This window comes from Mycobacterium sp. pV006, assembly GCF_041287115.1.
Taxonomy (GTDB): Bacteria; Actinomycetota; Actinomycetes; order Mycobacteriales; family Mycobacteriaceae; genus Mycobacterium.
Genome location: NZ_JBGGKT010000001.1, coordinates 330872 through 355361, shown reverse-complemented (window position 1 = coordinate 355361; position 24490 = coordinate 330872). Strand labels below are relative to the sequence as shown.

At 70.1% G+C, this 24490-nt stretch carries 21 protein-coding genes; 10 read left to right on the top strand and 11 right to left on the bottom strand.

Features of this window, described 5'->3' with window-relative positions; translation table 11 throughout:
• The first annotated feature begins 105 nt into the window (after nt 1-105).
• Nucleotides 106-849, top strand: a complete 744-nt coding sequence (locus tag ACAG25_RS01650; protein ID WP_370486544.1) for a sensor domain-containing protein — start codon at nt 106-108, stop codon at nt 847-849.
• 32 nt (nt 850-881) lie between these two features.
• Here the strand turns inward: ACAG25_RS01650 and ACAG25_RS01645 are convergent, their stop codons facing one another.
• Both ACAG25_RS01645 and ACAG25_RS01640 read right to left on the bottom strand, forming a co-directional pair.
• Nucleotides 882-1142 carry an ANTAR domain-containing protein gene (locus ACAG25_RS01645; RefSeq protein ID WP_370486543.1) on the bottom strand — a complete coding sequence of 87 codons (261 nt, stop codon included), beginning with the start codon at nt 1140-1142 and terminating at the stop codon, nt 882-884.
• 74 nt (nt 1143-1216) lie between these two features.
• Nucleotides 1217-3220: a glycoside hydrolase family 15 protein gene (locus ACAG25_RS01640; protein ID WP_370486542.1), complete on the bottom strand. Its 2004-nt coding sequence runs from the start codon at nt 3218-3220 to the stop codon at nt 1217-1219.
• 107 nt (nt 3221-3327) lie between these two features.
• Between ACAG25_RS01640 and ACAG25_RS01635 the strand changes: the two genes are divergently transcribed.
• The 6 genes from ACAG25_RS01635 (at nt 3328) to ACAG25_RS01610 (ending at nt 7609) form a co-directional block, all read left to right on the top strand.
• Complete coding sequence (locus tag ACAG25_RS01635) at nt 3328-3540, top strand: hypothetical protein (protein WP_370486541.1); 213 nt, start codon at nt 3328-3330, stop codon at nt 3538-3540.
• Nucleotides 3541-3657: 117 nt separating this feature from the next.
• Nucleotides 3658-3750, top strand: coding sequence for an Ms4533A family Cys-rich leader peptide (locus ACAG25_RS01630; RefSeq protein WP_370486540.1), 93 nt, complete (start codon nt 3658-3660; stop codon nt 3748-3750).
• A 113-nt stretch (nt 3751-3863) separates the two neighbouring features.
• Nucleotides 3864-4889 (top strand): sulfate ABC transporter substrate-binding protein, encoded by a 1026-nt coding sequence (locus ACAG25_RS01625; protein WP_370486539.1) that lies wholly within the window; start codon nt 3864-3866, stop codon nt 4887-4889.
• A complete protein-coding gene (gene cysT, locus ACAG25_RS01620) occupies nt 4886-5731 on the top strand; it encodes a sulfate ABC transporter permease subunit CysT (RefSeq protein ID WP_370486538.1) in 846 nt (281 codons plus the stop codon). Before ACAG25_RS01625 ends, cysT begins: the two co-directional genes overlap by 4 nt.
• A gap of 14 nt (nt 5732-5745) precedes the next feature.
• On the top strand, nt 5746-6540 hold the full coding sequence (gene cysW, locus ACAG25_RS01615; protein ID WP_370486836.1) for a sulfate ABC transporter permease subunit CysW: 795 nt from the start codon (nt 5746-5748) through the stop codon (nt 6538-6540).
• Nucleotides 6541-6571: 31 nt separating this feature from the next.
• Nucleotides 6572-7609 carry a sulfate/molybdate ABC transporter ATP-binding protein gene (locus ACAG25_RS01610; protein WP_370486537.1) on the top strand — a complete coding sequence of 346 codons (1038 nt, stop codon included), beginning with the start codon at nt 6572-6574 and terminating at the stop codon, nt 7607-7609.
• Between the two features lies 1 nt (nt 7610).
• On the opposite strand, the gene ACAG25_RS01605 is transcribed toward ACAG25_RS01610, so the two are convergent.
• The 6 genes from ACAG25_RS01605 to ACAG25_RS01580 all read right to left on the bottom strand — a co-directional run bounded on the left by ACAG25_RS01605 (nt 7611) and on the right by ACAG25_RS01580 (nt 13453).
• Nucleotides 7611-8609 (bottom strand): hemolysin family protein, encoded by a 999-nt coding sequence (locus ACAG25_RS01605; RefSeq protein WP_370486536.1) that lies wholly within the window; start codon nt 8607-8609, stop codon nt 7611-7613.
• Nucleotides 8602-9975, bottom strand: coding sequence for a hemolysin family protein (locus tag ACAG25_RS01600; RefSeq protein WP_370486535.1), 1374 nt, complete (start codon nt 9973-9975; stop codon nt 8602-8604). Before ACAG25_RS01600 ends, ACAG25_RS01605 begins: the two co-directional genes overlap by 8 nt.
• Nucleotides 9976-10062: 87 nt before the next feature.
• Nucleotides 10063-10788 (bottom strand): sirohydrochlorin chelatase, encoded by a 726-nt coding sequence (locus ACAG25_RS01595; RefSeq protein WP_370486534.1) that lies wholly within the window; start codon nt 10786-10788, stop codon nt 10063-10065.
• The gene (locus tag ACAG25_RS01590) at nt 10767-11474 is read right to left on the bottom strand and encodes a phosphoadenylyl-sulfate reductase (protein WP_370486533.1); all 708 of its coding nucleotides are present in this window, start codon (nt 11472-11474) and stop codon (nt 10767-10769) included. The genes ACAG25_RS01595 and ACAG25_RS01590 overlap by 22 nt, the downstream gene beginning before the upstream one ends.
• 70 nt (nt 11475-11544) lie before the next feature.
• Nucleotides 11545-13227: a nitrite/sulfite reductase gene (locus ACAG25_RS01585; RefSeq protein ID WP_370486532.1), complete on the bottom strand. Its 1683-nt coding sequence runs from the start codon at nt 13225-13227 to the stop codon at nt 11545-11547.
• 112 nt (nt 13228-13339) lie between these two features.
• Nucleotides 13340-13453 (bottom strand): Ms4527A family Cys-rich leader peptide, encoded by a 114-nt coding sequence (locus ACAG25_RS01580; protein WP_370486531.1) that lies wholly within the window; start codon nt 13451-13453, stop codon nt 13340-13342.
• An 84-nt stretch (nt 13454-13537) separates the two neighbouring features.
• On the opposite strand from ACAG25_RS01580, the gene hemW reads away from it, so the two are divergent.
• Nucleotides 13538-14725, top strand: a complete 1188-nt coding sequence (gene hemW / locus ACAG25_RS01575; protein ID WP_370486530.1) for a radical SAM family heme chaperone HemW — start codon at nt 13538-13540, stop codon at nt 14723-14725.
• A 1-nt stretch (nt 14726) separates the two neighbouring features.
• On the opposite strand, the gene ACAG25_RS01570 is transcribed toward hemW, so the two are convergent.
• On the bottom strand, nt 14727-15587 hold the full coding sequence (locus ACAG25_RS01570; protein WP_370486835.1) for an LLM class F420-dependent oxidoreductase: 861 nt from the start codon (nt 15585-15587) through the stop codon (nt 14727-14729).
• A 46-nt stretch (nt 15588-15633) separates the two neighbouring features.
• Here ACAG25_RS01570 and ACAG25_RS01565 point away from each other — a divergent pair, with 46 nt between their 5' ends.
• Entirely contained in the window at nt 15634-16017 is a 384-nt protein-coding gene (locus ACAG25_RS01565; protein ID WP_370486529.1) for a nuclear transport factor 2 family protein, read from the top strand.
• 117 nt (nt 16018-16134) lie between these two features.
• Nucleotides 16135-21306: a beta-ketoacyl synthase N-terminal-like domain-containing protein gene (locus ACAG25_RS01560; protein ID WP_370486528.1), complete on the top strand. Its 5172-nt coding sequence runs from the start codon at nt 16135-16137 to the stop codon at nt 21304-21306.
• On the opposite strand, the gene ACAG25_RS01555 is transcribed toward ACAG25_RS01560, so the two are convergent.
• Together ACAG25_RS01555 and ACAG25_RS01550 are read right to left on the bottom strand one after the other, a co-directional pair.
• A complete protein-coding gene (locus ACAG25_RS01555) occupies nt 21268-22740 on the bottom strand; it encodes a pyruvate kinase (RefSeq protein ID WP_370486527.1) in 1473 nt (490 codons plus the stop codon). The two genes, ACAG25_RS01560 and ACAG25_RS01555, sit on opposite strands and share 39 nt — an antisense overlap.
• A 28-nt stretch (nt 22741-22768) precedes the next feature.
• Entirely contained in the window at nt 22769-24418 is a 1650-nt protein-coding gene (locus ACAG25_RS01550) for a (2,3-dihydroxybenzoyl)adenylate synthase (protein WP_370486526.1), read from the bottom strand.
• Nucleotides 24419-24490 lie beyond the last annotated feature (72 nt).

The following is a 24490-nucleotide window of genomic DNA, read 5'->3' as shown; positions in this document are numbered from 1 at the left end:
TACCAGACACAACCCGCCTCATAGCGCACTTACTACGCGCGGTCGCCACAACGGGGTGAGGCGAAGCGGTCGCGTGGGGAGGCGCGGCGTGCTATCGAAGTAGGTATGTCGGGGAAGCGGGTCATCTTCGCGGCCGTTGCCGTGGGCACGGCCGTCGGAGTGGGGATGACCGTCACCGGATGTTCGGCCGCACCGGTCGACGACCGGCCCGTCGTCCGCATTGCCGAGGCCGCCCGACCGTCCCCGGCGATCCCGCTGGGCGGCTTCCTGCCGACCGCGCAGGAACTGGCCGCCGAATTGGGCACCGGGGCCGCAGGGCTGCTGGGCCACCCCGTCGAGGGTGGCGCCGACATGCTCCTGGACAGCGTCGACGAGACCCAGGCCGCGCCCGCCGACTGCGTCAGCGCGGCCTACCGACTCCAGGACGTCGTCTACGACGGCAGCCCGGTGCAGTCGGTGGCCACCAACACCTGGGCCGGCGGCGGCTTCGACGGTCCGCCGGTGACCGGCTATTTCGGCATCGTGCAGATGTCGTCGGCCGGCGCGGCTCAGGACTTCTTCGCGACGCTGGCCGACGACTGGTACCGGTGCAACGGGCAGACCCTGACCCGGCAGCACCCCGAGGAACTCAGCAGGATCACCGACGTGGCGCTCGACGGCGCGATCGTGTCGGCCAGCATCCTGCACGCGGCACACGGCGTCGCCGCATCCGACGGCCTGCGCGCGGTGGCGGTGGCCGCGGACTGCATCGTCGAGGTGGAACTGACCGATCCGCGCGCCACCGGCGACCGCGGCGGCGCCGCCGACGTCGCCGATCTGATCGTCGAGAAGATCGCCGCGCGCCGCTGAAGCCGCCCTCAGGCGGCGACTTGCGGCAGCGGTCAGGCGGCGCCGACGGTGCTGCGCCGCTTGATCAACTCACCCCACACGCTGAACGCGTCGGCGTGCTCGGCGGTGGCCGATCCGCTGGCCACCGCGACCAGGCCCGACGCGACCGTCCCAAGGCCGATGCCGGTCTGGTGCACGACGGCGGCCAACTCGTCGAACGCCGCGCGCCGCGAGCAGCCGCGCAGTCCGACCAGAATGCCGACGGCGACGTCGATGACCTGACGAGACGTGTGCTCTGACCCGGAGAAACTCATGCCGGTATGGTCCACCCCCGCGGTGAATGCCGGGAGGCTTCTGCGCGGCCGGAGATTAAACTGCGACGACGCCGTTACACCGGCGCGTTGGCGGGCTGGAAGTTGCCCGAGCTGTCGGCTTCCTCCTCGGCGCGGATCACGTGCACCACGGCGTTGATCAGGGCCAGGTGAGTGAACGCCTGCGGGAAATTGCCCAGGTGGCGCCCGGTGCGCGGCTCGATCTCCTCGGCGTAGAGGTGCAGCGGGCTCGCGAAACCCAGCAGCCGTTCGCACAGATGCTTGGCGCGTTGGATCTCGCCGATCTCCACCAGCGCCGACACCAGCCAGAACGAACAGATCGTGAACGTGCCCTCCTCACCGGAGAGCCCGTCGTCGGTCTCCTCGACGCGGTAGCGCAGCACCAGACCGTCCTCGGTCAGCTCCTCGGCGATGGCCAGCACGGTCGCGCGGATCCGGGGGTCGTCCGGCGGAAGGAACCGGGTCAGCACCGCCAGCAGCAGCGACGCGTCGAGTGCGTCGTCGCCGTAGCGTTGGGTCAGCACGCCGCGGGAGTCCACCCCGTGGGTCAGGACGTCTTCTTTGATCTCGTCGGCGATGGCCCGCCACTGCTGGGCGTAGGACTTCTCGCCCTCCAGCTCGGCCAGTTTCGCGCCGCGGTCCAGCGCGACCCAGCACATGATCTTGCTGGACGTGAAGTGCTGCGGCTCGCCGCGCACCTCCCAGATGCCGCGGTCGGGCTCACGCCAGTGCTTGATGGCCTCCTCCACCTGCTCCTTGAGCACCGGCCACAGGGTCTCGGGGATCTGCTCGCGGGACTTGGTGTGCAGATACACCGAGTCGAGCATGGTGCCCCAGATGTCGTGCTGCATCTGGTTGTAAGCGCCGTTGCCGATGCGCACCGGACGCGAGTTGTCATAGCCCGACAGGTGGTGCAGTTCCTCCTCGACGAGGCTGCGCTCGCCGCCGACGCCGTACATCACCTGCAGCGGATGCCGCTGCCCGTTGTTGGCGCCGGACACATCGGCGATGAACGCGAAGAAGTCGTCGGCCTCGCGGTCCAGGCCCAGGGTGTACAGCCCCCACAACGCGAAGGTCGAATCCCGCACCCACGCATAGCGGTAGTCCCAGTTGCGTTCGCCCTGCGGAGTTTCCGGCAGCGACGTCGTCGGCGCGGCCAGCAGCGCGCCGGTCGGGGAGTAGGTCAGGCCCTTCAGCGTCAGCGCGCTGCGCTGCAGGTAGGCCCGCCACGGATGGTCGGGGAAGTCGCCGACGTTGATCCACTGCCGCCACGCCTCGCTGGTCTTCCACATCTTCTCGGCGGCTTCCTCGAAGTTCTGCGGCGCCGGATGCTTCGACCAGCTCAACGCGACGAACACGTTGTCGCCTTCCTTGAGGCGGGTGCGGGCGCGCGCCTCGCGACCCTCCAGCCCGATGCGCAGGTTCGTGGTCAGCCGAAGCGTGGGGTGCGAGTCCGGGTCCTTGGTCGCCCGGGCGATCGCCTCCCCGTAGGCGTGCGCGGAGTACTCCCAGCTGGCGCTGGTGCGGTGATAGTCGAAGGACGGCTCGCAACTCATCACCAGCTCGACGGTGCCGCTGACGCACCGCACCGTGCGCAGCAGGATGTGCTCGGCGTCCCAGTCCATCGGGGTGCGGCGATGGGTGCGCGACCGGGACTCGAGGTCGTGCCACGGGCCCATCACCAGCGCGTCACGCACGATCAGCCACCCCGTGTGGGTTTGCCAGGTGGTCTCCAGGATCAGGCTGCCCGGGAGATAGCGCCGCGCCGAGGGCACCGACACCCCGTACGGTCCCAGGCGGAAATGCCCGGCGCCGCGGTCGAGGATGGCGCCGAACACGCTCGGCGAGTCCGGCCGCGGGACACACATCCACTCCACCGAGCCCGCCGCCGAGATCAGGCACGTCGTCTCGCAGTCGGACAGGAACGCGTAGTCGGCGATGGGCGGGAACGGGTTCCGGAGCGGACCGGCCGACTGGTGGGACGTCGCGGTGGTCAGGGTCAATGCGGAGTCGCCGTTGCGGGTGGACTCACCGGAAGCCTCGGACTGCTGCACAACCATTTGCTCATCATCGGCTCTCGACCGGGGTGGCGTCCACCGAACCCGCGGGCGGGCGGTGTTCGCGCCGGTGGCGCAGGGCACACGAACGCCCCGCATAGGCTGGCCGGGTGGACGGGTTCCTCAACTGGTGGGACGGAGTCGAGCTGTGGCTGACCGGTCTGCCCTTCGTGGTGCAGACCGCGGTCGTGATGCCCGTGGTCCTGCTGCTGGCCTACGGGATGGCCGTGGTGTTCGACGTCGTGCTGGGTCACGGGATCCGGCTGCGTCGACAGGCCCGCCGCGGGTCCGCGGCGAGCGAGACGGACGGAGAAGACGTATGAGTGGGATGCCGAGGTCGCGGGTGACCCTGGTGTTGGTCGCGCTGATCGTGCTCGTCATCGTGATGTGGCTGTTCACCCGCTGAGCCGCCACCCGGACGCTCTGTTATTGTTCGCGCCATGCATTCGGCGCCCGGCAACACGAGCGACCACATCGTGGCGCTCATCGCCGTGGGCTTTTCCGCCGTTGCAGATGTCTGCTGTTGTCGCTGACCGTGTCCGTTCGACGGCTCGAGTGTCGGTGACGGCTGTGGCGTGATGCCCTGGCGACCGCTTACCTTCCGGCGAACGGATTCCTGACCGTCCGAACCGTCGAAAGGTCCCCCATGAACAAGTCCCTGAGATCGCCGGGCCGCTGGCGCGTGGCCGCCGCGCTCGCGCTGTCGGCCACCCTGGTCGCTGCGTGCGGTGGTGGCGCCAGTGACGTCGCCGGTGAGGGCACCGGCGCCGAGAACGCCGACACCACGCTGACGCTGGTGGCTTTCGCGGTGCCCGAGCCGGGCTGGGCGAAGGTGGCGCCGGCGTTCGCCGCGACCGAGCAGGGCAAAGGCGTCGCGGTGACCGGTTCCTACGGCGCTTCCGGCGACCAGTCGCGCGCGGTGGAGTCCGGCAAGCCCGCCGACATCGTGAACTTCTCCGTCGAACCCGACATCACCCGCCTGGTCAAGGCCGGCAAGGTCGACCAGGACTGGAACGTGGGCGTCACCAAGGGGATCCCGTTCGGATCGGTGGTCAGCTTCGCGGTACGCCCCGGCAACCCGAAGAACATCCGGGACTGGAACGACCTGCTGCAGCCCGGCCTGGAGATCATCACGCCGAGTCCGCTGAGCTCCGGCGCCGCCAAGTGGAACCTGCTCGCGCCGTACGCCTGGGCCTCCCGCGGCGGCGAGGACCCGCAGGCCGGCATCGACTTCGTCAACAAGCTGGTCACCGAGCACGTCCGGCTGCGTCCCGGATCGGGCCGCGAAGCCACCGACGTGTTCAAGCAGGGCAGCGGCGACGTGCTGCTGGCCTATGAGAACGAGGCGCTGAACTTCGACCTCGAGTACGTCAACCCGCCGCAGACGTTCAAGATCGAGAATCCGGTCGCGGTGGTCAACACCAGCCAGCACTTCGACAAGGCGACCGACTTCCTGAACTACCAGTTCACCGCCGAGGCGCAGCGGCTGTGGGCCGAGGCCAACTTCCGCCCGGTCGACCCCGCGGTGGCCGAGGAATTCGCCGACAAGTTCCCCGCCCCCGAGAAGCTCTGGACCGTCGACGATCTCGGTGGCTGGGCCAAGGTCGATCCCGAACTGTTCGACAAGGACAACGGCACCATCACCAAGATCTACAAGCAGGCCACTGGATGACCGCTGCGCTCGACCCGGCGGCGGATCAACCGCCGCCGGCCCTGCGGGGCGGCCGCTACGGCAGCACCTCCCTGCGGGTCGGCGCGGCGACGATGTGGCTGTCGTTGATCGTGCTGCTGCCGCTGGCGGCGATCCTGTGGCAGTCCGCCGGCGGCGGCGCCGAGGCGTTCTGGTCCGCGGTGTCGTCGCCGTCGGCGGTGGCCTCGCTGCGCGTGACGCTGATCATCTCGATCGGCGTCACCGTGGTCAACGCGGTCTTCGGGCTGCTGGTGGCGTGGGTGCTGACCCGCGACGAGTTCCCCGGCAAGCGGCTGGTCGACGCGGTGATCGACCTGCCGTTCGCGCTGCCCACCATCGTGGCGAGCCTGGTCATGCTGGCGCTCTACGGGCCGAGCAGCCCGGTGGGCATCCACCTGCAGCACACCCGCTGGGGCGTGGGCATCGCGCTGTTGTTCGTCACGCTGCCGTTCGTCGTGCGCTCGGTGCAGCCGGTCCTGATCGAACTCGACCGCGAGGTCGAGGAGGCCGCAGCGTCCTTGGGCGCCAACAACTTCACGATCCTGACCAAGGTGATCCTGCCGTCGCTGCTGCCGGCGTTGCTGTCCGGAGCCGGTCTGGCGTTCTCCCGCGCGATCGGCGAGTTCGGCTCGGTGGTGCTCATCGGCGGGGCGGTGCCCGGCGAGACCGAGGTGTCCTCGCAGTGGATCCGCACGCTGATCGAGAACGACGACCGGGTGGGTGCGGCCGCGATCTCCATCGTCTTGCTGGCCATCTCGTTCGTCATCCTGTTCATCCTGCGCGCCGTCGGCGCGCGGGCCGCCCGGAGGGAGCACCTGGCGTGACGCTGTCCCCGGTGATGCGCCACCTGCTCCGGTGGGTGGCCCTGGCCTACGTCGGGATCCTGGTGATCGTCCCGGTGGGGCTGATCCTGTGGCGCACCTTCGCGCCCGGCCTGGGTGCCTTCGTCGCCTCGATCTCCACGCCGGCGGCGATCTCGGCGCTGAATCTGTCGCTGCTGGTGGTCGCGATCGTCGTGCCGCTCAACGTGCTGTTCGGGGTGCCGACCGCTCTGGTGTTGGCGCGCAACAAGTTCCGCGGCAAGAGCATGCTCCAAGCCGTCATCGACCTGCCGTTCGCGGTGTCCCCGGTGGTCGTCGGTGTCGCGCTGATCCTGCTGTGGGGTTCGGCCGGGTTGTTCGGCTTCGTCGAGAACAACCTCGGCCTGACGATCATCTTCGGCTTCCCCGGCATCGTGCTGGCCAGCATCTTCGTCACCGTCCCGTTCGTCATCCGCGAGGTCGAACCGGTGCTGCACGAGATCGGCACCGACCAGGAGGAGGCCTCGGCCACGCTGGGCGCGACGTGGTGGCAGACCTTCTGGCGGATCACACTGCCCTCGATCCGATGGGGTCTGACCTACGGCATCGTGCTGACCATCGCGCGCACGCTCGGCGAGTTCGGTGCGGTGCTGATGGTCGCGGCCAACCTGCCCGGTTCTTCGCAGACACTGACCCTGCTGGTGCACGACCGTTACACCCGCGGCGCCGAGTACGGCGCCTACGCGATATCGACGTTGTTGATGACGGTCGCCGTGTTGGTGCTCATCGCGCAGGTAGTTCTCGACGCACGCCGCAAACGGGCGGCAAAATGATGGCTCTCCGACAGTCTGGAGCAGACGGCCCATGACCGACTCGATGATCACCGTCAAAGGTGCCAACAAGCACTACGGCGATTTCGCCGCGCTCGACAACGTGGACTTCGACGTGCCCGCGGGTTCGTTGACCGCCCTGCTCGGGCCCAGCGGATCCGGCAAGTCGACGCTGCTGCGGGCCATCGCCGGACTCGACCAGCCCGACACCGGGACCATCACGATCAACGGTCGCGACGTCACCAACGTGCCGCCGCAGAAGCGTGGCATCGGGTTCGTGTTCCAGCACTATGCGGCGTTCAAGCACCTCACCGTGCGCGAGAACGTCGCGTTCGGGTTGAAGATCCGCAAGCGCCCCAAGCCCGAGATCGCCGCAAAGGTGGACAACCTGCTCGAGGTGGTGGGGCTGGCCGGGTTCCAGAGCCGCTACCCCAACCAGCTCTCCGGCGGTCAGCGTCAGCGGATGGCGCTGGCCCGCGCGCTGGCGGTGGATCCGCAGGTGCTGCTGCTCGACGAACCGTTCGGCGCCCTGGACGCCAAAGTCCGTGAGGACCTGCGGGCGTGGCTGCGCCGGCTGCACGAAGACGTCCACGTCACCACCGTGTTGGTCACCCACGACCAGCAGGAGGCACTCGACGTCGCCGACCGCATCGCGGTGCTCAACAAGGGACGCATCGAACAGGTCGGCGCGCCCGGCGAGGTCTACGACACGCCTGCCAACGCGTTCGTGATGTCGTTCCTCGGCGCGGTGTCCTCGCTCAACGGCGCCCTGGTGCGCCCGCACGACATCCGGGTGGGCCGCAATGCCGAGATGGCCATCGCCACCGGTGACGACACCGTCGCGTCCACGGGCGTCACCCGCGCCATCATCGACCGGATCGTGATGTTGGGCTTCGAGGTGCGTGTCGAGCTCACCAGCGCCGCGACTGGGCATCCGTTCACCGCCCAGATCACCCGCGGTGACGCCGAAGCCCTCGGACTACGCGAAGGCGACACCGTCTACGTGCGCGCGACCCGGGTGCCGGTGCTACCCGGCGACGCGGCGGTCATCGAACCCGCGCCGCTGGGCTGAGTCAGACGGCTTGCGTCGGCAGCAGCCGGTGCAACAGGTCGGTCAGGGTCAGCAGACCGCGCCCGCGCGGCCCGTCGACGACCACCAGGTGGTTGCGGTTCTCCCGCATCACGCGCAGGGCCTCGTAGACGGGGGTTTGCTCGGGCAACGTCGACACCGGCCGCATCAGTTCACGGGCCGGGGCAGACGAGGACAGCGTGTCGCGCACGTGCACGACGCCGACAGTCGCCGCGCCGTCGCGCACGAACAGCCGCAGATGGCCGGTGGCGCGCGCGGTCTGCTGCACCTCTTCGGGTGTCGCGTCGGCCGGCACCGCGCTGTGCTCGTCGCCGCGGTGCGCGACTTCACCGACGGTGAGGCCCTGCAGTTCCAGGGCGCTGGTCAGATTCGCGTGATAGCGCTCGTCGAGCGTGCCGACGGTCGCCGAATGCTCCACCAGTTGGCGCAGTGTGTCGGGATCCTGGGTTTCGGCGAGCTCGTCGACCGGTACGACGCCCACCCGGCGCAAGCACCAGTTGGCGGCGTGGTTCAACGCCCGCAGCAGTGGCCGGGTCACGAACATGAAGGCCCGCATCGGCAGCGCCAGCAGGGTGGCCGAGCGTTCCGGATGCGCGATCGCCCACGACTTGGGCGCCATCTCTCCGATCACCAGATGCAGGAACGTGACGATCAGCAGCGCGAGCACGAAACCGCCGACGTCGGCCGTCCAGGACGGCGCGCCGACATCGCGCAGCAGCGGTGTGATCGCATGGTGCACAGCGGGTTTGGTGATGGCGCCCAACAGCAGTGTGCATGCGGTGATGCCGAGCTGGGCGCCCGCCAGAAGCAGGGACAGTTCACTGGCGCTGCGCAGCGCGGCGCGGGCAGACGCACTGGTGGCGGCAGCGTCTTCGAGCCGGTTGCGGCGCGCGGCGATCAGTGCGAACTCGACGGCGACGAAGAACGCGCTGGACGCGATCAGCGCGACGGTGATCGCGACGATCACCCACGGGTTACTCATCGTCGTCCCCTTCGGTCGCGGCCGAGCTGGTGACGGTCACGAACACCGCGGCCGGCACATGCCGTTCCACGGACCGCACCTGGGCGGTCATCCGGCGTGTCGGGGGAGGCCCGTCGATGAGCAGGTCCGCTGTCTCGCCGGGCAATTCGATCTCCACGGTGTCACCGACATCGGGCAGGCCGGCGGCATGGGCGATCACCATCCCGGCCACCGTCTCGTAATCACCGGGCGGCAGCGTCAGGCCGAGCATGCGTTCGGCTTCGTCGAGCGGCAGATCCCCGGCGAGCAACCACCCGCCGTTCTCTGCGATGACGTCGGCGTCGTGGGCGGCGTCGTGCTCGTCATCGATCTCGCCGACCAGCTCCTCGGCCAGATCCTCGACCGTCACCACGCCGGCGAACCCGCCGTACTCGTCGATCACGATCGCCATCTCGTCGCCCGCCTCCTGCAGCGCCCGGACCACATTGGGCAACGGGAGCGTCTCGGGCACGATCACCGCCGGCCGGCAGTGCGATACGGCGGTGTCCTGGCCCGGGGTTCCGCCCAGCAGGTCGTGCAGGTGGATGACGCCGACGATCTCCTCATCGGGGGTGAGCACGGGATAGCGCGTGTGCCCGTCCGCCATCCGGGCGAACACGTCGGCGACGGTGTCGGTGGCGTTGATGACGTCGACGCGCGAACGCGGAACCATGGCGTGTTCGGCGGTGCTGGTCGGGAAGTCCAGAATGCGGTCGAGCAGCGCGGACAGCTCAGGCGGGATCTCGCCGGCGTCGCGGGACGCGGCGACGATGTGTTCGAGATCGCGGGGGGTGGCCGAATGTTCGACGTCATGGACGGGTTCGATGCGCAGCAGCCGCAACAGGAGGTTCGAGGACTGGTCGAACAACCAGATCAGCCAACCGAACAGCTTCAGGTACAGCGTCGTCGACAGGGCCAGCCAACGGGCCAGCGGCTCCGGCCGGGCGATCGCGAGGTTCTTCGGGAACAGTTCGCCGAACAGCATCTGGATCACCGTCGACACCACGATCGCGAACACCCCGCCGATGGCGACGGCCACCGCGGTCGGGATGCCGGTACCGCCGAGCAGGGTCTCGGTGCCCCGGCCGATCAGCGGTTCGGCGACGTAGCCGACCAGCAGACCGGTGACGGTGATGCCGAGTTGGGCGCCCGACAGCATGAACGACGTGCGCCGGGTGACCCCCAAAGCCCGCTCGGCCGCGGTGTCACCGGCCTCGGCGCGCGCCTTGAGCCGGGAGCGGTCGACGGCCATGTAGGCGAACTCCTGCGCGACGAAATATCCGGTCAGCGCGGTGATGGCGAATACGACGAGGAAGCCGACGACGATTCCGAGCACGGCGGTCAACATGTGACCGCCTCGGGTCTATGAGGAGGCATCAAGTCCTGGTTCGGTCGAATGCGACGAATCTGATGACGGTGACTGTACCGATGCGCGTCAGGCTGCGGCGGACACGGCCGTCGCCGCGTCGAAGCGGTCCAGTACCGTCTCGGCCACCTGCCGGTGCGCACCCAGCGGCGCCGACATCGGAATGCCTTGTGCGGCAGCGAAATCGGCGATGCGGTCGGTGATGCGGCCGTGGGCGAGGAACCACGGGGCGACCACCAGGCGATGCGCTCCGCGCGCGCGGAGATCCTGGGCGGCCTGCGCCAGGTTCGCGTGCGGTCCGGTCGCGAACGCCGTCGTGGCCGACCAGCGGGTGGTCAAGGTGAGCTCGCGCGCCACCGTCGCGGTACGCGCATTGGCCTCCGGTCGCGACGACCCGACGGCGGTCACCAGCACCCCGACCTGGGAGTCTAGGCGCGACACCCCGGCGTGCTCCAGTCGTTGCCGCAGCACGTGAATCAACCGGTCATCCTCCCCGAGCACGCCGGCCTGCCGGACCGGCACCCCGACCTCGTCGATCATCGCCGGGATGTCGACGCGGGCGTGGTACGCATCGGCGAGCAGCAACGGCACCACCACGGCGTGGCCGGGCCGCACCGCGGCGAGCACGTCGCGCAGGTTCGGCGTGCTGTTCTCGCAGAACGCCACCCGGATGTCGAGACCGGGCCGCAGGCGGCGCGCGCAGTCGGCGATCAACCGGACGGTCACCGCGGAGCGGGGATCGGCGCTGCCGTGCGCCGTCAACACCAACGTGCTCAAGAGGCGTGCAACCCGCATTCGATCTTGCCCTGGCCGGCCCACCGGCCGCTGCGCGGATCCGCGCCGGGGATCGGTTTCCTCGTGCACGGGGCGCAGCCGATCGACGGATATCCCTCGTCGACCAGCGGGTTGACCAGCACACCGTGGGTATCGATGTAGTTCTGCATGTCCTCGTCGGTCCAGGCCGCGATCGGGTTGATCTTCACCAACCCGAACGCGCTGTCCCAGCTGATCAGCGGCGCGTTGGCCCGGGTGGGGGCCTCGACGCGGCGGATGCCGGTGACCCATGCCGCATAACCCTGCAGCGACTTCGTCAGCGGCTCCACCTTGCGCAGCCGGCAGCACTCGTTGGCGTCGCGCTCGAACAGGTTGCGTCCCAGCAGCGCGTCCTGCTCGGTGACGGTGTGCTCGGGACGCACGTTGACGATGTTGACGTCGTAGACGGCTTCGACCGCGTCGCGTGTCCCGATGGTCTCGGCGAAGTGGTAGCCGGTGTCGAGGAACAGCACGTCCACGCCCGGGCGCACCTTCGTCGCCAGGTCCACCAGCACCGCGTCCTGCATGTTCGACGCGACGATGTAGTTGCCGGCGAAATTACGGTCGGTCCACTCAAGCAGCTCCTGCGCAGTGGCGTCCGGACCCAGCTCGGCTGCCCCGCGCTCGGCCAGCTGCTGCAGATCGATGTCGGTCAGCGTGTCACTCATGCGCCCTACCTCGGTTCCTGCTCTTCGCGCAAGCGGCTCATCGCAAGTCTCTGCTCTTCGCGCAAGCGGCTCATCGCAAGTCGGCTTCGTCGGCCCGCAACGCCCACGTAGCGAAACGCTCACCCTGCTCGCGTTGTTTCACGAAGTTGCGCACGACACGGTCGATGTAGTCGCCGAGCTCGGTGGACAGCACCTTGTGCTGGCGCAGCTTGCGGCCGAACCCGCTGTCGAGGCCCAGGCTGCCGCCAAGGTGGACCTGGAAGCCCTCCTCGGGGCCGTTGCCGTCGTCGACCATCTGGCCCTTGAACCCGATGTCGGCGACCTGGATCCGGGCGCACGAGTTCGGGCAGCCGTTGATGTTGATGGTGATCGGCACGTCGAGTTGGGCGTTGATGTCCTCGAGCCGCTTCTCCAGCTCCGGCACCAGACTCTGCGCCCGCACCCGGGTCTCGGTGAACGACAGCTTGCAGAACTCGATGCCGGTGCAGGCCATCAGGTTTCGCCGCCAGTGCGACGGCTGCCACTGCAGGCCCAGTCGGTCGAGTCCCGCGGTGATCAGGTCGACCTTGTCGTCGGGCACGTTGCGCAGGATCAGCTTCTGGTACGGGGTGAAGCTCGCGGTGACGCCTTCGGCCTGATCCATCAGGTCGGCCACGGCCGACAGGATCGTGCCCGACACGCGCCCGGCGATCGGCGCGATGCCGATCGCGTTCAGGCCGTTCTTGAGCTTCTGCACCCCGACGTGGTCGATCGGGTGCTTCACCGGCTCCGGCGCGGGCCCGTCCAGTAAGGGACGGTGCAGGTATTCCTGTTCGAGAACTTCCCTGAACTTTTTTACGCCCCAGTCCTTGATCAGGAACTTCAGCCGGGCCTTGGAGCGCAGCCGGCGGTAGCCGTAGTCGCGGAACGCCGCAGTGACGGCCTCCCACACGTCGGGCACCTCGTCGAGCGGCACCCACACCCCGACCCGCTGGGCCAGCATCGGGTTGGTCGACAGCCCGCCACCGACCCACAGGTCCAGACCCGGCCCGTGCTCGGGGTGGTTGACCCCGATGAACGAGACGTCGTTGACCTCGTGGGCGACGTCCTGCAGCCCGGAGATCGCGGTCTTGAACTTGCGCGGCAGGTTGGAGTACTCGGGGTTGCCGATGTAGCGGCGCACGATCTCGTCGAGCGCGGGGGTCGGGTCGAGCACCTCGTCGAGGGACAGGCCGGCCAGCGGCGAACCGAGCATGCCGCGCGGGCAGTCGCCGCACGCCTCGGTGGTCTGCAGCCCGACCTCGTCGAGGCGACGCCAGACCTCCGGGACGTCCTCGATGCGCAGCCAGTGGTACTGCAGGTTCATCCGGTCGGAGATGTCGGCGGTGTCGCGCGCGAACTCCGTGGAGATCTCACCGAGGGTGCGCAGGGCCTGCGCCGAGAGGGGCTGGCCGTCGCAGCGCACCCGCATCATGAAGTGCGAGTCCTCGAGCATGTCGGTGTTGTCGTCGCCGGTCCAGGTGCCGTCGTAGCCCGGCTTGCGCTGGGTGTAGAGACCCATCCAGCGGAACCGGCCGCGCAGGTCGTTCTTGTCGATGCCGTCGAAGCCGGTGTGGGCGTAGATGCTCTCGATGCGGGCCCGCACGTTGAGCGGGTTGTCGTCCTTCTTGAACTGCTCGTTGGCGTTGAGCGGCTCGCGGAAGCCCAGCGCCCACTGGCCTTCGCCGCGCTGACGCTTGGCTGGTTTGGCGGGGGGTGTCTTGGCTGTGGTCATGATGTGGCTCTCAGTTGGAGCCGGCGTTCGGACCGCGCGTTTCACCGGGGGCTGTCCGGCGGCGCAGATCCGGCGGCCAGCTGGGAGGGTGGGGGGTGGGCTGGGACCTGGATCAGGCGCAACAAGGCAGACAACAGCACGTGCAGACGCGCTTGAAGTCGATGTGACGCCGAGCTACCAGAACGGTGCGGGTAGGCAGGATGCGGGCGTCGATCACGTCGGCCATTGTGCCACGAACACCGCCGATGCCCCTAACCGGCCCATATTTGCGCTCGGGCTGAGTAGAAGTCGCTCTGCCACACTGGTGGGCATGTCGGTCGGCGCTGTGCACGAGGCTGAGCCGGTGGCTCTGCCCACGATGGCGGCGGCCCCGGATCGGCCGTTCGGACTCTACGTCCACGTCCCGTTCTGCGCGACGCGGTGCGGGTACTGCGACTTCAACACCTACACCGCGGCCGAACTCGGCGGCGCCAGCCCCGACGGCTGGTCGGAGGCGTTACGGACCGAGTTGCGGTTGGCTGCCGCGCACCTGGGCGAGGTACCCCCGGCGTCGTCGGTGTTCGTCGGCGGTGGCACCCCGTCGTTGCTGGGGGCGGCCGGCCTGGCCGGGGTCCTCGACGCGGTGCGGGCGCACTTCCCGTTGGCGCCCGACGCCGAGGTGACCACCGAGGCCAATCCGGAGTCGACGTCGCCGGAGTTCTTCGCCGGGCTGCGCGCCGCCGGCTATACGCGGGTGTCGCTGGGCATGCAGTCGACCGCACCGCACGTGCTGCGGGTGCTCGACCGGGTGCATTCACCGAGGCGCGCGGTCGAGGCGGCGAAGGAAGCCCGCCACGCCGGCTTCGACCACGTCAACCTCGACCTGATCTACGGCACACCGGGGGAGAGCGACGACGACCTGCGCCGCTCCCTGGACGCGGTGCTCGATGCCGGGGTCGACCACGTCTCGGCCTACGCCCTGATCGTCGAGGACGGCACCGCCTTGGCCCGCCGGATCCGTCGCGGGGAGGTGCCCGTGCCCGACGACGACGTCGCCGCGCGGCGCTACGAACTGATCGACCGGTATCTCGGCGACGCGGGATTCGACTGGTACGAGGTGTCGAACTGGAGCCGCCCGGGCGGCGAATGCCGGCACAACCTGGGCTACTGGACGGGCGGACAGTGGTGGGGCGCCGGGCCGGGCGCGCACGGCCACGTCGCGGCCACCCGCTGGTGGAACGTCAAGCATCCCGCCACCTACGCCGACATGTTGGCCGCCGACCGGCTGCCGGTCGCCGGCCTGGAGAGCCTCGACCCCGACACCGTGCACGTCGAGGACGTGATGCTGCGGGTGCGGCTGCGCAGTGGCCTGCCGTACGCCGTGCTCTCGGAGCGGGAACGGCGGCGCGCCGAGACCATGGTCGCCGATGGTCTGCTGCGCGCCGACGGTGACGCGCTGGTGCTCACCGACCGCGGCCGGCTGCTCGCCGACGCGGTGGTGCGCTCGCTGCTGGACTGACCTACAGCAGGGCGTCGGCCAGCCGGCGCCACTGTTCGCGCGGGAACTCGCGCGGGTCGGTGGTCAGCACCTGGACGCACACATGGTCGGCGCCGGCCTGGCGATGCTCGTCGACGCGGCGCCGGATGGTGTCCTCGTCCCCCCAGGCCAGCAGCGCGTCGAACACGCGGTCGCTGACCGTGGTCAGGTCCTCTTCGGTGAAGCCCAGCCGCAGCAGGTTGTTGGCGTAGTTCGGCAAGGCGAGATACGAACGCAGCCAATCGGTTCCGATGGCGCGGGCCTCGTCGCGGTCGGTGGTCAGGATGACGCCCTGCTCGGGCAGCAGCAGCGGTCCGTCGCCGAGCACCTCGCGGGCCTGCCGGGTGTGTTCGGGTGTGGTCAGGTACGGATGCGCGCCGCGCGCGCGTTCGGCGGACAGCTGCAACATCTTCGGGCCCAGCGCGGCGAGCACCCGGTTGCTCTCGGGTACCGGCTTGGCGGCGGCGTCGAGGCCGTCGAGGAATGCCTTCGTCGCGGCCAGGGGCTTGCGGTAGCGGCCGGGTTCCTGGGAATCGATCAGCGGCGCGTGGCTGCAGCCGATACCGAGCAGGAAGCGTTCGCCGTGGGCGTCGGTCAGGGCGGCGTACCGGTCGGCGACCTCGCCGGGTTCGTGCATCCAGAGATTGAGGATGCCCGTGGCGATCACCGTTTTCTGGGTGGCGGCGAGCAGGTTCTCGACGGAGTCGAGGACGGGGCCGCCGACGTCGGGGATCCACAGGGCGGTGTAACCGAGACCGTCGAGTTCGGCTGCTGCTTCGGCCGCCTCCCCCGGGTTCCCGTAGCGCAACTGCGAACTCCACAACCCGATCCCGGACAGCTCCATATGTCTACTCATACCGTGCCGATCTGATGGACGCTACGGTCGGGTCATGTCAATCGATCCGGTCGCCGTGGCGCTGGCCTTCTCCGAGCACCGGTTCGACGAGGCGCTGGACCACCTGGCCCCGAACGTGAAGTGGACGATCGTCGGTGGCATGGTCCTCGAGGGCGCCGATGCCGTCCGTCGCACCTGCCGGGACACCTCGGTCAGTCTGGAGGGTGCCCGGGTGGAGTTCGACCGACGCGTGACCGTCGGAGATCGCGACGTCGTCGCCGTCGACACCCTGGTGCGCTACGTGCGTCCGGACGGGATGACCGCGGTGGCCAGCTGCGCGATCTACGAGTTCGACGGCGAGCAGATCGCCGCGATCACGTCGTACGCGGTCGAGGTGGATCCCGACGATCCCGGTGCGCAACCGCCGCCGCGGGTCTGAGCAAACCTCGGGGCCCGAGGTGGATTCCTGATTGTGCATGCGTTGTGCCAAGATGACGCGCATGCGTCAGTTAGGGCAGCCTAGCCACATCTCGTCGGCGCCACGGGTGGTCCGGCCATGCCTGCCGACGTGTCGCTGAGCCGGGCTCCGGAGCCGATCGCCGTCGTCGGCATCGGTTGCCGAGTGGCGGGCGACATCCACACCGTCGACCAGTTCTGGTCGTTCCTCCTCGACGGCGGCAGCGCGGTACGTGAGGTCCCCGCTGAGCGCTGGGAGCCGTACCTGCACCGCGACCCGCGCAACGCGGCGGTCCTCCAGGCCACCACACCCTGGGGCACCTTCCTCGACGATCTCGACGGCTTCGACGCCGACTTCTTCGGGGTGTCCCCGCGCGAGGCCGAACTGATGGATCCGCAGCAGCGCCTGGCCGTCGAGGTGTCCTGGGAGGCGCTCGAGCATGCCGGTATCGCTCCGCGCTCGCTGGCCGGGACCGACACCGCGGTGCTGATGGGCGTCAACTCCGACGACTACGGCAAGCTGCTGATGGAGGATCTCGACGGCATCGAAGCCTGGACCGGGATCGGCACCTCGCTGTGCGGGGTGGCCAACCGGGTGTCACACCTGCTCGATCTGCGCGGACCCAGTGTCGCGCTGGACGCGGCGTGCGCGGCGTCCTTGGTGGCCGTGCACCAGGGGTGCCAGCTGCTGCGCGACGGCGAGTCGTCCTTGGTGCTGGCCGGGGGTGTGAGCGCGCTGATCGGGCCGGGGCTGACCCGCGTGCTCGACGTCGCCGGTGCCACTGCGCCGGACGGGCGGTGCAAGACGTTCGACGACGCCGCCGACGGCTACGGCCGCGGCGAGGGCGCCGGTGTCGTCGTCCTCAAACGGCTCTCCGACGCGCTGCGCGACGGCGACCGCGTGTTCGCGGTCATCCGCGGTGGCGCAGTCGCCCAGGACGGCCGCACGGTCGGGATCATGAGCCCCAACGGGCAAGCCCAGCAGGAACTTTTCCGCCGGGCCTGCGAGAGCGCCGGGATCGCGCCGGACAGCGTCGACTACGTCGAGGCGCACGGCACCGGCACGCCCACAGGGGACCCGATCGAGGTCGCGGCCCTCTCCGCGGTATACGGCGCCGGGCGCGCCGAGCGGCCGTGCGCGATCGGGTCGGTCAAGCCGAACACCGGACACCTCGAGGGCGGCGCCGGGGTGATCGGACTGATCAAGACGGTGTTGGCGCTGCACCACGAGACGCTGCCGCCGACCGCGGGTGTGCGCAAGCTCAGCACCGCGATCGACTGGGACGGCAGCGGCCTGCGGGTGCCCACCGAGATCGAGGCGTGGCCGCGCGGGTCTGCCCCACGCCGTGCCGCGGTGTGCAGCTACGGCTACGGCGGCACCATCGCCCACCTCCTGCTCGAGGAGGCGCCGGCCGCGCCGGCCGTCGAAATCCGAATTCCCGCAGCGAGTTTCCTTCCCCTGTCCGGGCGTTCGGAGGAGCGTCTGATCCGGCAGGCGGCCGCACTGGCCGAGCACCTGCAGGACGCCGAGGTGGACGTCGACCGCATCGCGGCCACGCTGTGGACCCGGCGCTCCGCCGAACCGGTGCGCGCCGCGGTGGTGACCGAGGGCCTGACCGGTCGGCCACGCGCGGAGGCGGTCGTCGCCGCCCTGGAGACGTTGACCCTCGACGGGCGCGACCCGCGCCTGGTCACCGGCAGGGTCCTGCCCGGCGCCGAGACGGGTGCGGTCTGGGTGTTCTCCGGTCACGGTTCCCACTGGGCCGGCATGGGACGGGAACTGCTGGTCACCGAACCCGCCTTCGCCGCCACCATCGACACCGTCGACGAGGTGTTCGGTCGGGAACTGGGCTTCAGTGCCCGCGAGGCCCTCACCGCCGAGAACCTCGGCGGGACCGACCAGGTGCAGGCGTTGACGTTCGCGATGCAGGTCGGTCTGGCCGCGGTGCTGAGCGCCCGGGGCGTCACGCCGGCCGCTGTCATCGGTCACTCCGTCGGCGAGGTCGCCGCCTGCGTAGTCTCCGGTGTGTTCGACCTGACCCACGGCGCGGCGGTGGCCTGCTACCGAGCCCGCGGATTCCGGCACGTCGCCGGCCAGGGCGCAATGGCGTTGGTGCGCCTGCCTTTCGAGGAGGCCGCCGAACGGTTGGCCGGTGACGACGACGTCGTCGCCGCGATCAGCGCCTCGCCGCAGTCCACGGTGATCTCCGGTGCTCTCGCCGCGGTGGAGGCCGTCATCGACCGGTGGAGCGGCGAGGGGATGATGGCGCGTCGCGTCAACACCGACGTCGCGTTCCACAGCCCCGCCATGGACGCGCTGACCGCCGAACTCGCGCGCCTGGTCGGCGAGCTGCCCGTACCGGGGTCGGCGCGAATCCCGTTGTACACCACCGCCTTGTGTGACCCGCGGTCCAATGATCAGCGCGGCCCGCAGTACTGGGCGACCAACCTGCGTGGCCGGGTACGCTTCGCCGAGGCCGTGACGGCCGCCGCCGAGGACGGACACCGGTTGTTCCTGGAGGTGTCCCCGCATCCCGTGGTGGCCCATTCCATCGCCGAGACGCTGGGGCACCTCGGATACGACGTACAACCCGACAGTTACGCCGTGGTGCCGGTGCTGCGCCGCGACCAGCCCGAGCGCAGAGCCATCGGTGCGGCGCTGGGCGCCCTCTACTGTCACGGCGCGCCGGTGGCGCACGGCTACACCGCCGCCGGCCCGTGGATGCCGGACCTGCCCGGAACCCAATGGCAACACCGCAGGTTCTGGCGCACCCCGACGCCTCCGCCGGGCACCCGCGCCCTGCACGACGTCGACTCCCACACCCTGCTGGGCGGCATGACCGAGGTGACCGGGGCCGTCCCGGCCCGGATGTGGCAGACCCGCCTGGACATGTCCAACCGCCCCTATCCCGGCGATCATCCGGTGCAGCAGACCGAGATCGTGCCGGCGGCGGTGCTACTGAACACCTTCCTGACCGCGGCGGGTGGCGCGCTGACCGACGTCCACCTTCGCACCCCGGTCGCGCCCGCCCGCGAGCGCGACATCCAGGTGGTGCGCCAGGACGGCGAGTTGCGGCTCTCCTCGCGGCTGACCGACGACACCGAGGACACGGGCGGCGGGTGGCTGACCCACAGCAGCGCCGTCGTCGCCGCCGACGGCATCGTCGCCGACAGCACCATCGGGGCCAGGCTGGAGGACGCGCTGTGGCGCCGCTGCGCGAAGGCTCTGCCGCCCGGCCATGTCGTCGACGCGCTGGCCGGTGTGGGTGTCGCGGCGATGGGATTCGATTGGCAGATCCGCGAGATCTGTTGCGGGGACGGCGAAATGCTGGTCCGGGTCGCGGCCCACGCGGACGGATCGAAACCCGCGACGTGGGCCGGCCTGCTCGACGCGGCGACCTCGGCCGCGTCGACGATCTTCGACGGGCCGGCGCGGCTGCGGATGCCGGCCCGCATCGGCGCCGTCCAGGTCGCGGCAGCGCCGCCCGCGGTGGCGTTGCTGCACATCCGGCACCGCGGCGGCACCAGCACCGACGTGGCGATCGCCGACGAGTCCGGGGTGGTGCGCGCGGCGATCAGCGCGATGACGTTCGAGGAACTGGAGAACCCCGGCGGTCCGGACACCTCGCGGATGGTCCACCGTCTGCAGTGGCGCGAGATCGCGTTCGATCCGCAGATGCGTCCCACCGAGGTCGTGCTCGTCGGAGACGACGCCGAAACCGATGCGCTGGCCGCCGATCTCGCCGGATCCGGGGTCACCAGCCGACGCTGCTCGGAGATCGCGCAGATCTCCGCGGCGGCCCCCGGGTCGGTGGTGCTGCTGGCGCCACCGCGACATGCCGCCCCCGAGGCGGTGGCCGAACTCGTCCTCGACGCCTGCCGGCAGATGCCGAATCTGACGGCCGGGGTCCGGTTGTGGGTGCTGACGCGCGGCGTCCACGAGGGGGACGCTCTCGTCCACGCGCCGCTGTGGGGTCTGGCCCGGGTCGCCGCCGCCGAACATCCCGAGGCGTGGGGAGGTGTGCTGGACCTGGCCCCCGACGCCACCCTGCCGGCGGCCGTGCTGTGTGACCTGCCCGGGCACGGTGTGGTGGTGGTGCGCGGCGGTGTGGCGATGACCGCGCAACTGACCCATGCCGAGCCCGGTGCCGCCACGCCGATGACCTGCACGCCGGCCGGCACGTATCTGATCACCGGGGGCACCGGTGCGCTCGGGCTGCACATCGCGTCGCGCCTGACCGACCTCGGCGCCCGGCGCCTGGTCCTGTTGTCCCGCAGGGGGATTCCGCCCCGCCGCGACTGGCCCGGCCACCCGGACCAGCAGCTCATCGGCGCGATCACCGCGCTCGAGGAACGCGGAGTCAGCGTGCACGTGGCCGCGGTCGACGTGGCCGCATCCGACGCCGCGACGCGGTTGCGGGAGTTGTTGGCGCAACTGCCGCCGGTGCGTGGCGTGGTGCATGCGGCGGGCGTGGAAGCCGGTGCGCTGCTGATGAACACGACGGCAGACGACATCCGCGCCGCGATGCGGCCGAAGGTCGACGGCGCGATGATGCTCGACGAGGTGTTCCCGCCCGGAGTGCTGGACTGGATGGTGCTGTACTCCTCGTGCGGGTATCTGGCCGGGTTCCCCGGCCAGGGCGCCTACGCGTGCGCCAACGCCTACCTCGACGCGTTCGCGCGCCACCGGCATGCGCGCGGCGACCGGACCGTCGCGGTCGCCTGGACGGCGTGGCGGGGCATGGGCATGGGTTCGGCGTCGGGATACATCGCCGCGCAGCTGGAGGCGCTCGGCATGGGCACGGTCGGGGCGGACGACGCGATGCGGGCGCTGGACGCCGCGATGCGTCGCGACGACCCGAATACCGTTGTGCTGCCGGTACTTCCCGAGGCCGCGGCCGTCCCGATGCTCGCCGCCGTAGCGCCGGCGCGCGAGGAGACCCTCGAGGACGGGGTGACGGTGGGCCCCGGCGACGAGGACGTCGAGCAGTGGGTGTCCGATCAGGTCATCGACGTGGTGGCCGCCGAACTGGGCGTGCACCATGCCGATGTCGATCCGCGGGTGCCGCTGATCGAGACCGGCGTGGACTCGATCATGACCGTCGCGCTGCGGCGGGCGCTGGAGAAGCGGACCGGCCTGACGCTTCCGCCGACGCTGCTGTGGGAGCACCCCAGCGCCGCGGCGGTCAGCGCACGGATCGTCGAGATGCTCTCGGCGACCGACGGAGCGGCATCAGGCGCGGGGGAGCGTGGACGCGTCGGGTCGCCATGACCGCAGCGTGCGCAGGAGGCTGCGCTTCTTGTAGGTGTGGGCCTCCATGCGCCGCAGGATGCTGTCCAGCGCGCTGACCGCGTCGGTGATGTAGGGGCCCTTGTTGAGCATCACGCACTCGGCGCGTACACCCATCGCGGCGTCGGACACCTCCGCCCGCGTCGGCTGACCCTTCTTGGCCAGCCGCTCCAACACCTGCGTGGCCCACAGCACCGGCAGATGCGAGGCCTCGCACAACCACAGCATCTCCTCCTGGATCTCGGCCATGCGTTCGTAACCCACCTCCACGGCGAGGTCACCGCGCGCGACCATGACGCCCACCCGGCGGCGGCGCATCGCGGTGAGCAGGAGTTGCGGCAGCTTGGCGAACGCCTGGCGCGTCTCGATCTTGAGGACCACCCCGAGGGCATCGGCGTCGCGGCGGTCGAGTTCGTCGATCAGTCGCAGCACATCGTCGGGATCCTGGACGAACGACACCTCGACGATGTCGGCGATGTCGACGATCGTCGCCAGGTCCTCGACGTCCTTGTCGGTCACCGCCGAGATCGACAGCTCGGTGTCGGGTACGTTGATGCCCTTGCCGCTCTTGAGCTTTGCGGTGCCCTGCCCGGGATGGGAGATGCGTACGGTCAGTGCGTCGGGGTCCACCGACTCGACCACACCACCGAGTTTCCCGTCGTCGAAGAAGATCGCGTCGCCAGCACCGACGTGGTCGAACAGTTCGGGCAACGTGACCCCGACGCACGGCATGTCGTCCTGACCGGACGGGGCGTCGCGCTCCTCGGGCATTAGGCGCAACCGGTCGCCGGGGCCGAGGCGCAGCGCGCCGTCGGGGTGCTCGATGCGGCCGGTGCGCAGCTTGGGTCCTGCGAGGTCCATCGCCACCAGGCACGACGGGTCCGCGGCGCGCACGTGTGCGGCCATCGCACGCCAGGCGGTGGCGTCGTCGTGCGCGCAGTTGATCCTCGCGACGTCCATCCCGGCGGCCACCAGGTCGGTGACCAGCGTGCGGTCGTGGGCTGCCTCGCTGGGCAGGGTCACCATGATCCGCACGGAACGTTCGTCGCGGGGCGGGCCCAGCAGTTCGTCGGCGCGGTGGGCCAACAGCTCCGGGCCCTCGGTGACACTGACCGCGGCCTCGGTCGGCGCGCGGTACTCGCCGCCGCGCATCGCCGTGAGCGCCGCGGAGATCAGGTCCAGGGTGGCCTGCACGTGGGATTCACAGCGGCCCAGCGACGACAGACCGGCCTCGGAGAGCCGCTGCTGCAGATAGCGCAGGTCGTGCTGGCGGATGGCCCAGTAGTGGATCATGTTCTGCGCGCTGCGGCGATGCCGGGGCGCGACGTGGGCCGCCCACGGTTCCCACACCTTCTCGGCGGAGGCGAGGTCGCCGCGCAGCGCGTCGATCTCGGTGGCGAGAGCGTCGAGCTTCATGCCCGCCGCATAACCGCGTGAGCGGGGCTCAAACCAGGCTGGCCGCCAGCTGCTTCTTGTCGACCTTGCCGACCGCGGTCAGGGGTAGCGACGGCACGGGGACGAGCACGTCGGGCCGCGCGTGGGTGGAGGCGCCGCGCTCGTCGAGGAACGCGTTGAGGTCGGCCAGGCTGATCGGTTTACCCCGGAAAACCACGGCGGCGCAGATCTTCTCGCCGAGGTACTCGTCGGGGAGTGCGACCGCGGCGGCGCTGTAGATGGCGGGATGGGTGTGCAGGTGGTCCTCGAGGTCGGTCGCCGACACCGTCTCCCCGCCGCGGTGGATGACGTCCTTGATCCGGCCGGTGACCTCGACGTAGCCGGCGCGCGCACCGTCGGTGAAGATGCGCACCCGGTCGCCGGTGCGGTAGAAGCCGTCGGGGGAGAAGGCGCGGGCGTTGGCGTCGTCGTCGCGGTAGTACCCGTTGAGGGTGTAGGGCCCGCGCACGAGCAGCTCGCCCTCTTCCCCGGGGGCGACGTCGTTGCCGTCCTCGTCGACGACGCGCATCTCGTCGTGCGGGGACATCCGCCGACCCTGGGTGTGCACGACGACGTCCTCGGGGTCGCCGGGCCGGGTGAAGTTCAACATTCCCTCGGCCATGCCGAAGATCTGCGACATCCCGGGCGTGAGCCGCTCGAGGATGAACCGGGCGTCCTCCGGGCTCATCCGGGAACCGCCGACCTGCACGAACCGCAGTGAGGTCGGCAGTACCGGTTCCCATTCGCAGGCCTGCGCCCACAATTTCGCGAGCGCGTTGACCAGGCCGGTCACGGTGATCTGGTGTTTGTCGATCAGCGCGAACGCGTTCTCCGGGCTGGGGTCGGCGGTGAACACCGTGGGCGCACCGACGGTCATCGAGCCCAACAGGCCGGGACACGCCAGCGGGAAGTTGTGCCCGGCCGGCAATGCCACCAGGTAGGCGTCGTCGCCGGTCATCTCGCAGGCCTGGGCGCATGCGGTGGCGTTGTACACGTAGTCGTCGTGGGTGCGGGCGATCAGCTTGGGCAGGCCGGTGGTGCCGCCGGAGACCAGCAGCAGCGCCGGCAGCGCGGGGTCCACCGGTCCCCGGTCGACCCGCGGGCCGGTGTCCGCGCAGACCGAGGACCACGCGAGGAACGGCCCGGGGTCCCCGTCGACGAGCACGTGGCGCAGGGCGGGGTGCTCGTCGACCAGGGTGGCGGCCATGTCCCGGTAGTCGAACCCGCCGGCCTGGTCGGCCACGATGAGTGCCACCGCGCCGCTGACCTTCGCGAAGTGGCCGAGCTCGGCGGTCCGGTGCCCGGTCAGGCACATCACCGGCACGGCTCCCGCGCGCAGGAGCCCGAACAGGGCAACGGCGAACTGGCAGGAGTTCGGCAGTTGCAGCAGCACCCGGTCGCCCGGCCGGATGCCCACGCGGGCCAGCCCTGCGGCGGCCCGGTCGGCAGCCGCGTCCAACTCGGCGAAGGTGTAGGTCTGCGCCGAGTCGATGATTGCCGGGCGGTCCGGCCAGGCCGCGGCGGCGTCGGTCAGGATGGAATCCAGGGGCCGGCCGGTCCAGTACCCGGCCTGCCGATAGACCTCGGCCCGGTCTTCGGGGAACGGCACGAAGCCGCGTGCCAGGTCATCGTCGTGGTCGGTCCGGAATTCACTGCTCATCAGTCAAAATCGCCGCTCTGGGTAGGAGTTTTCGGTGACCCGAATATAAGGTAGCCTCCTCAAAGTTAGGAC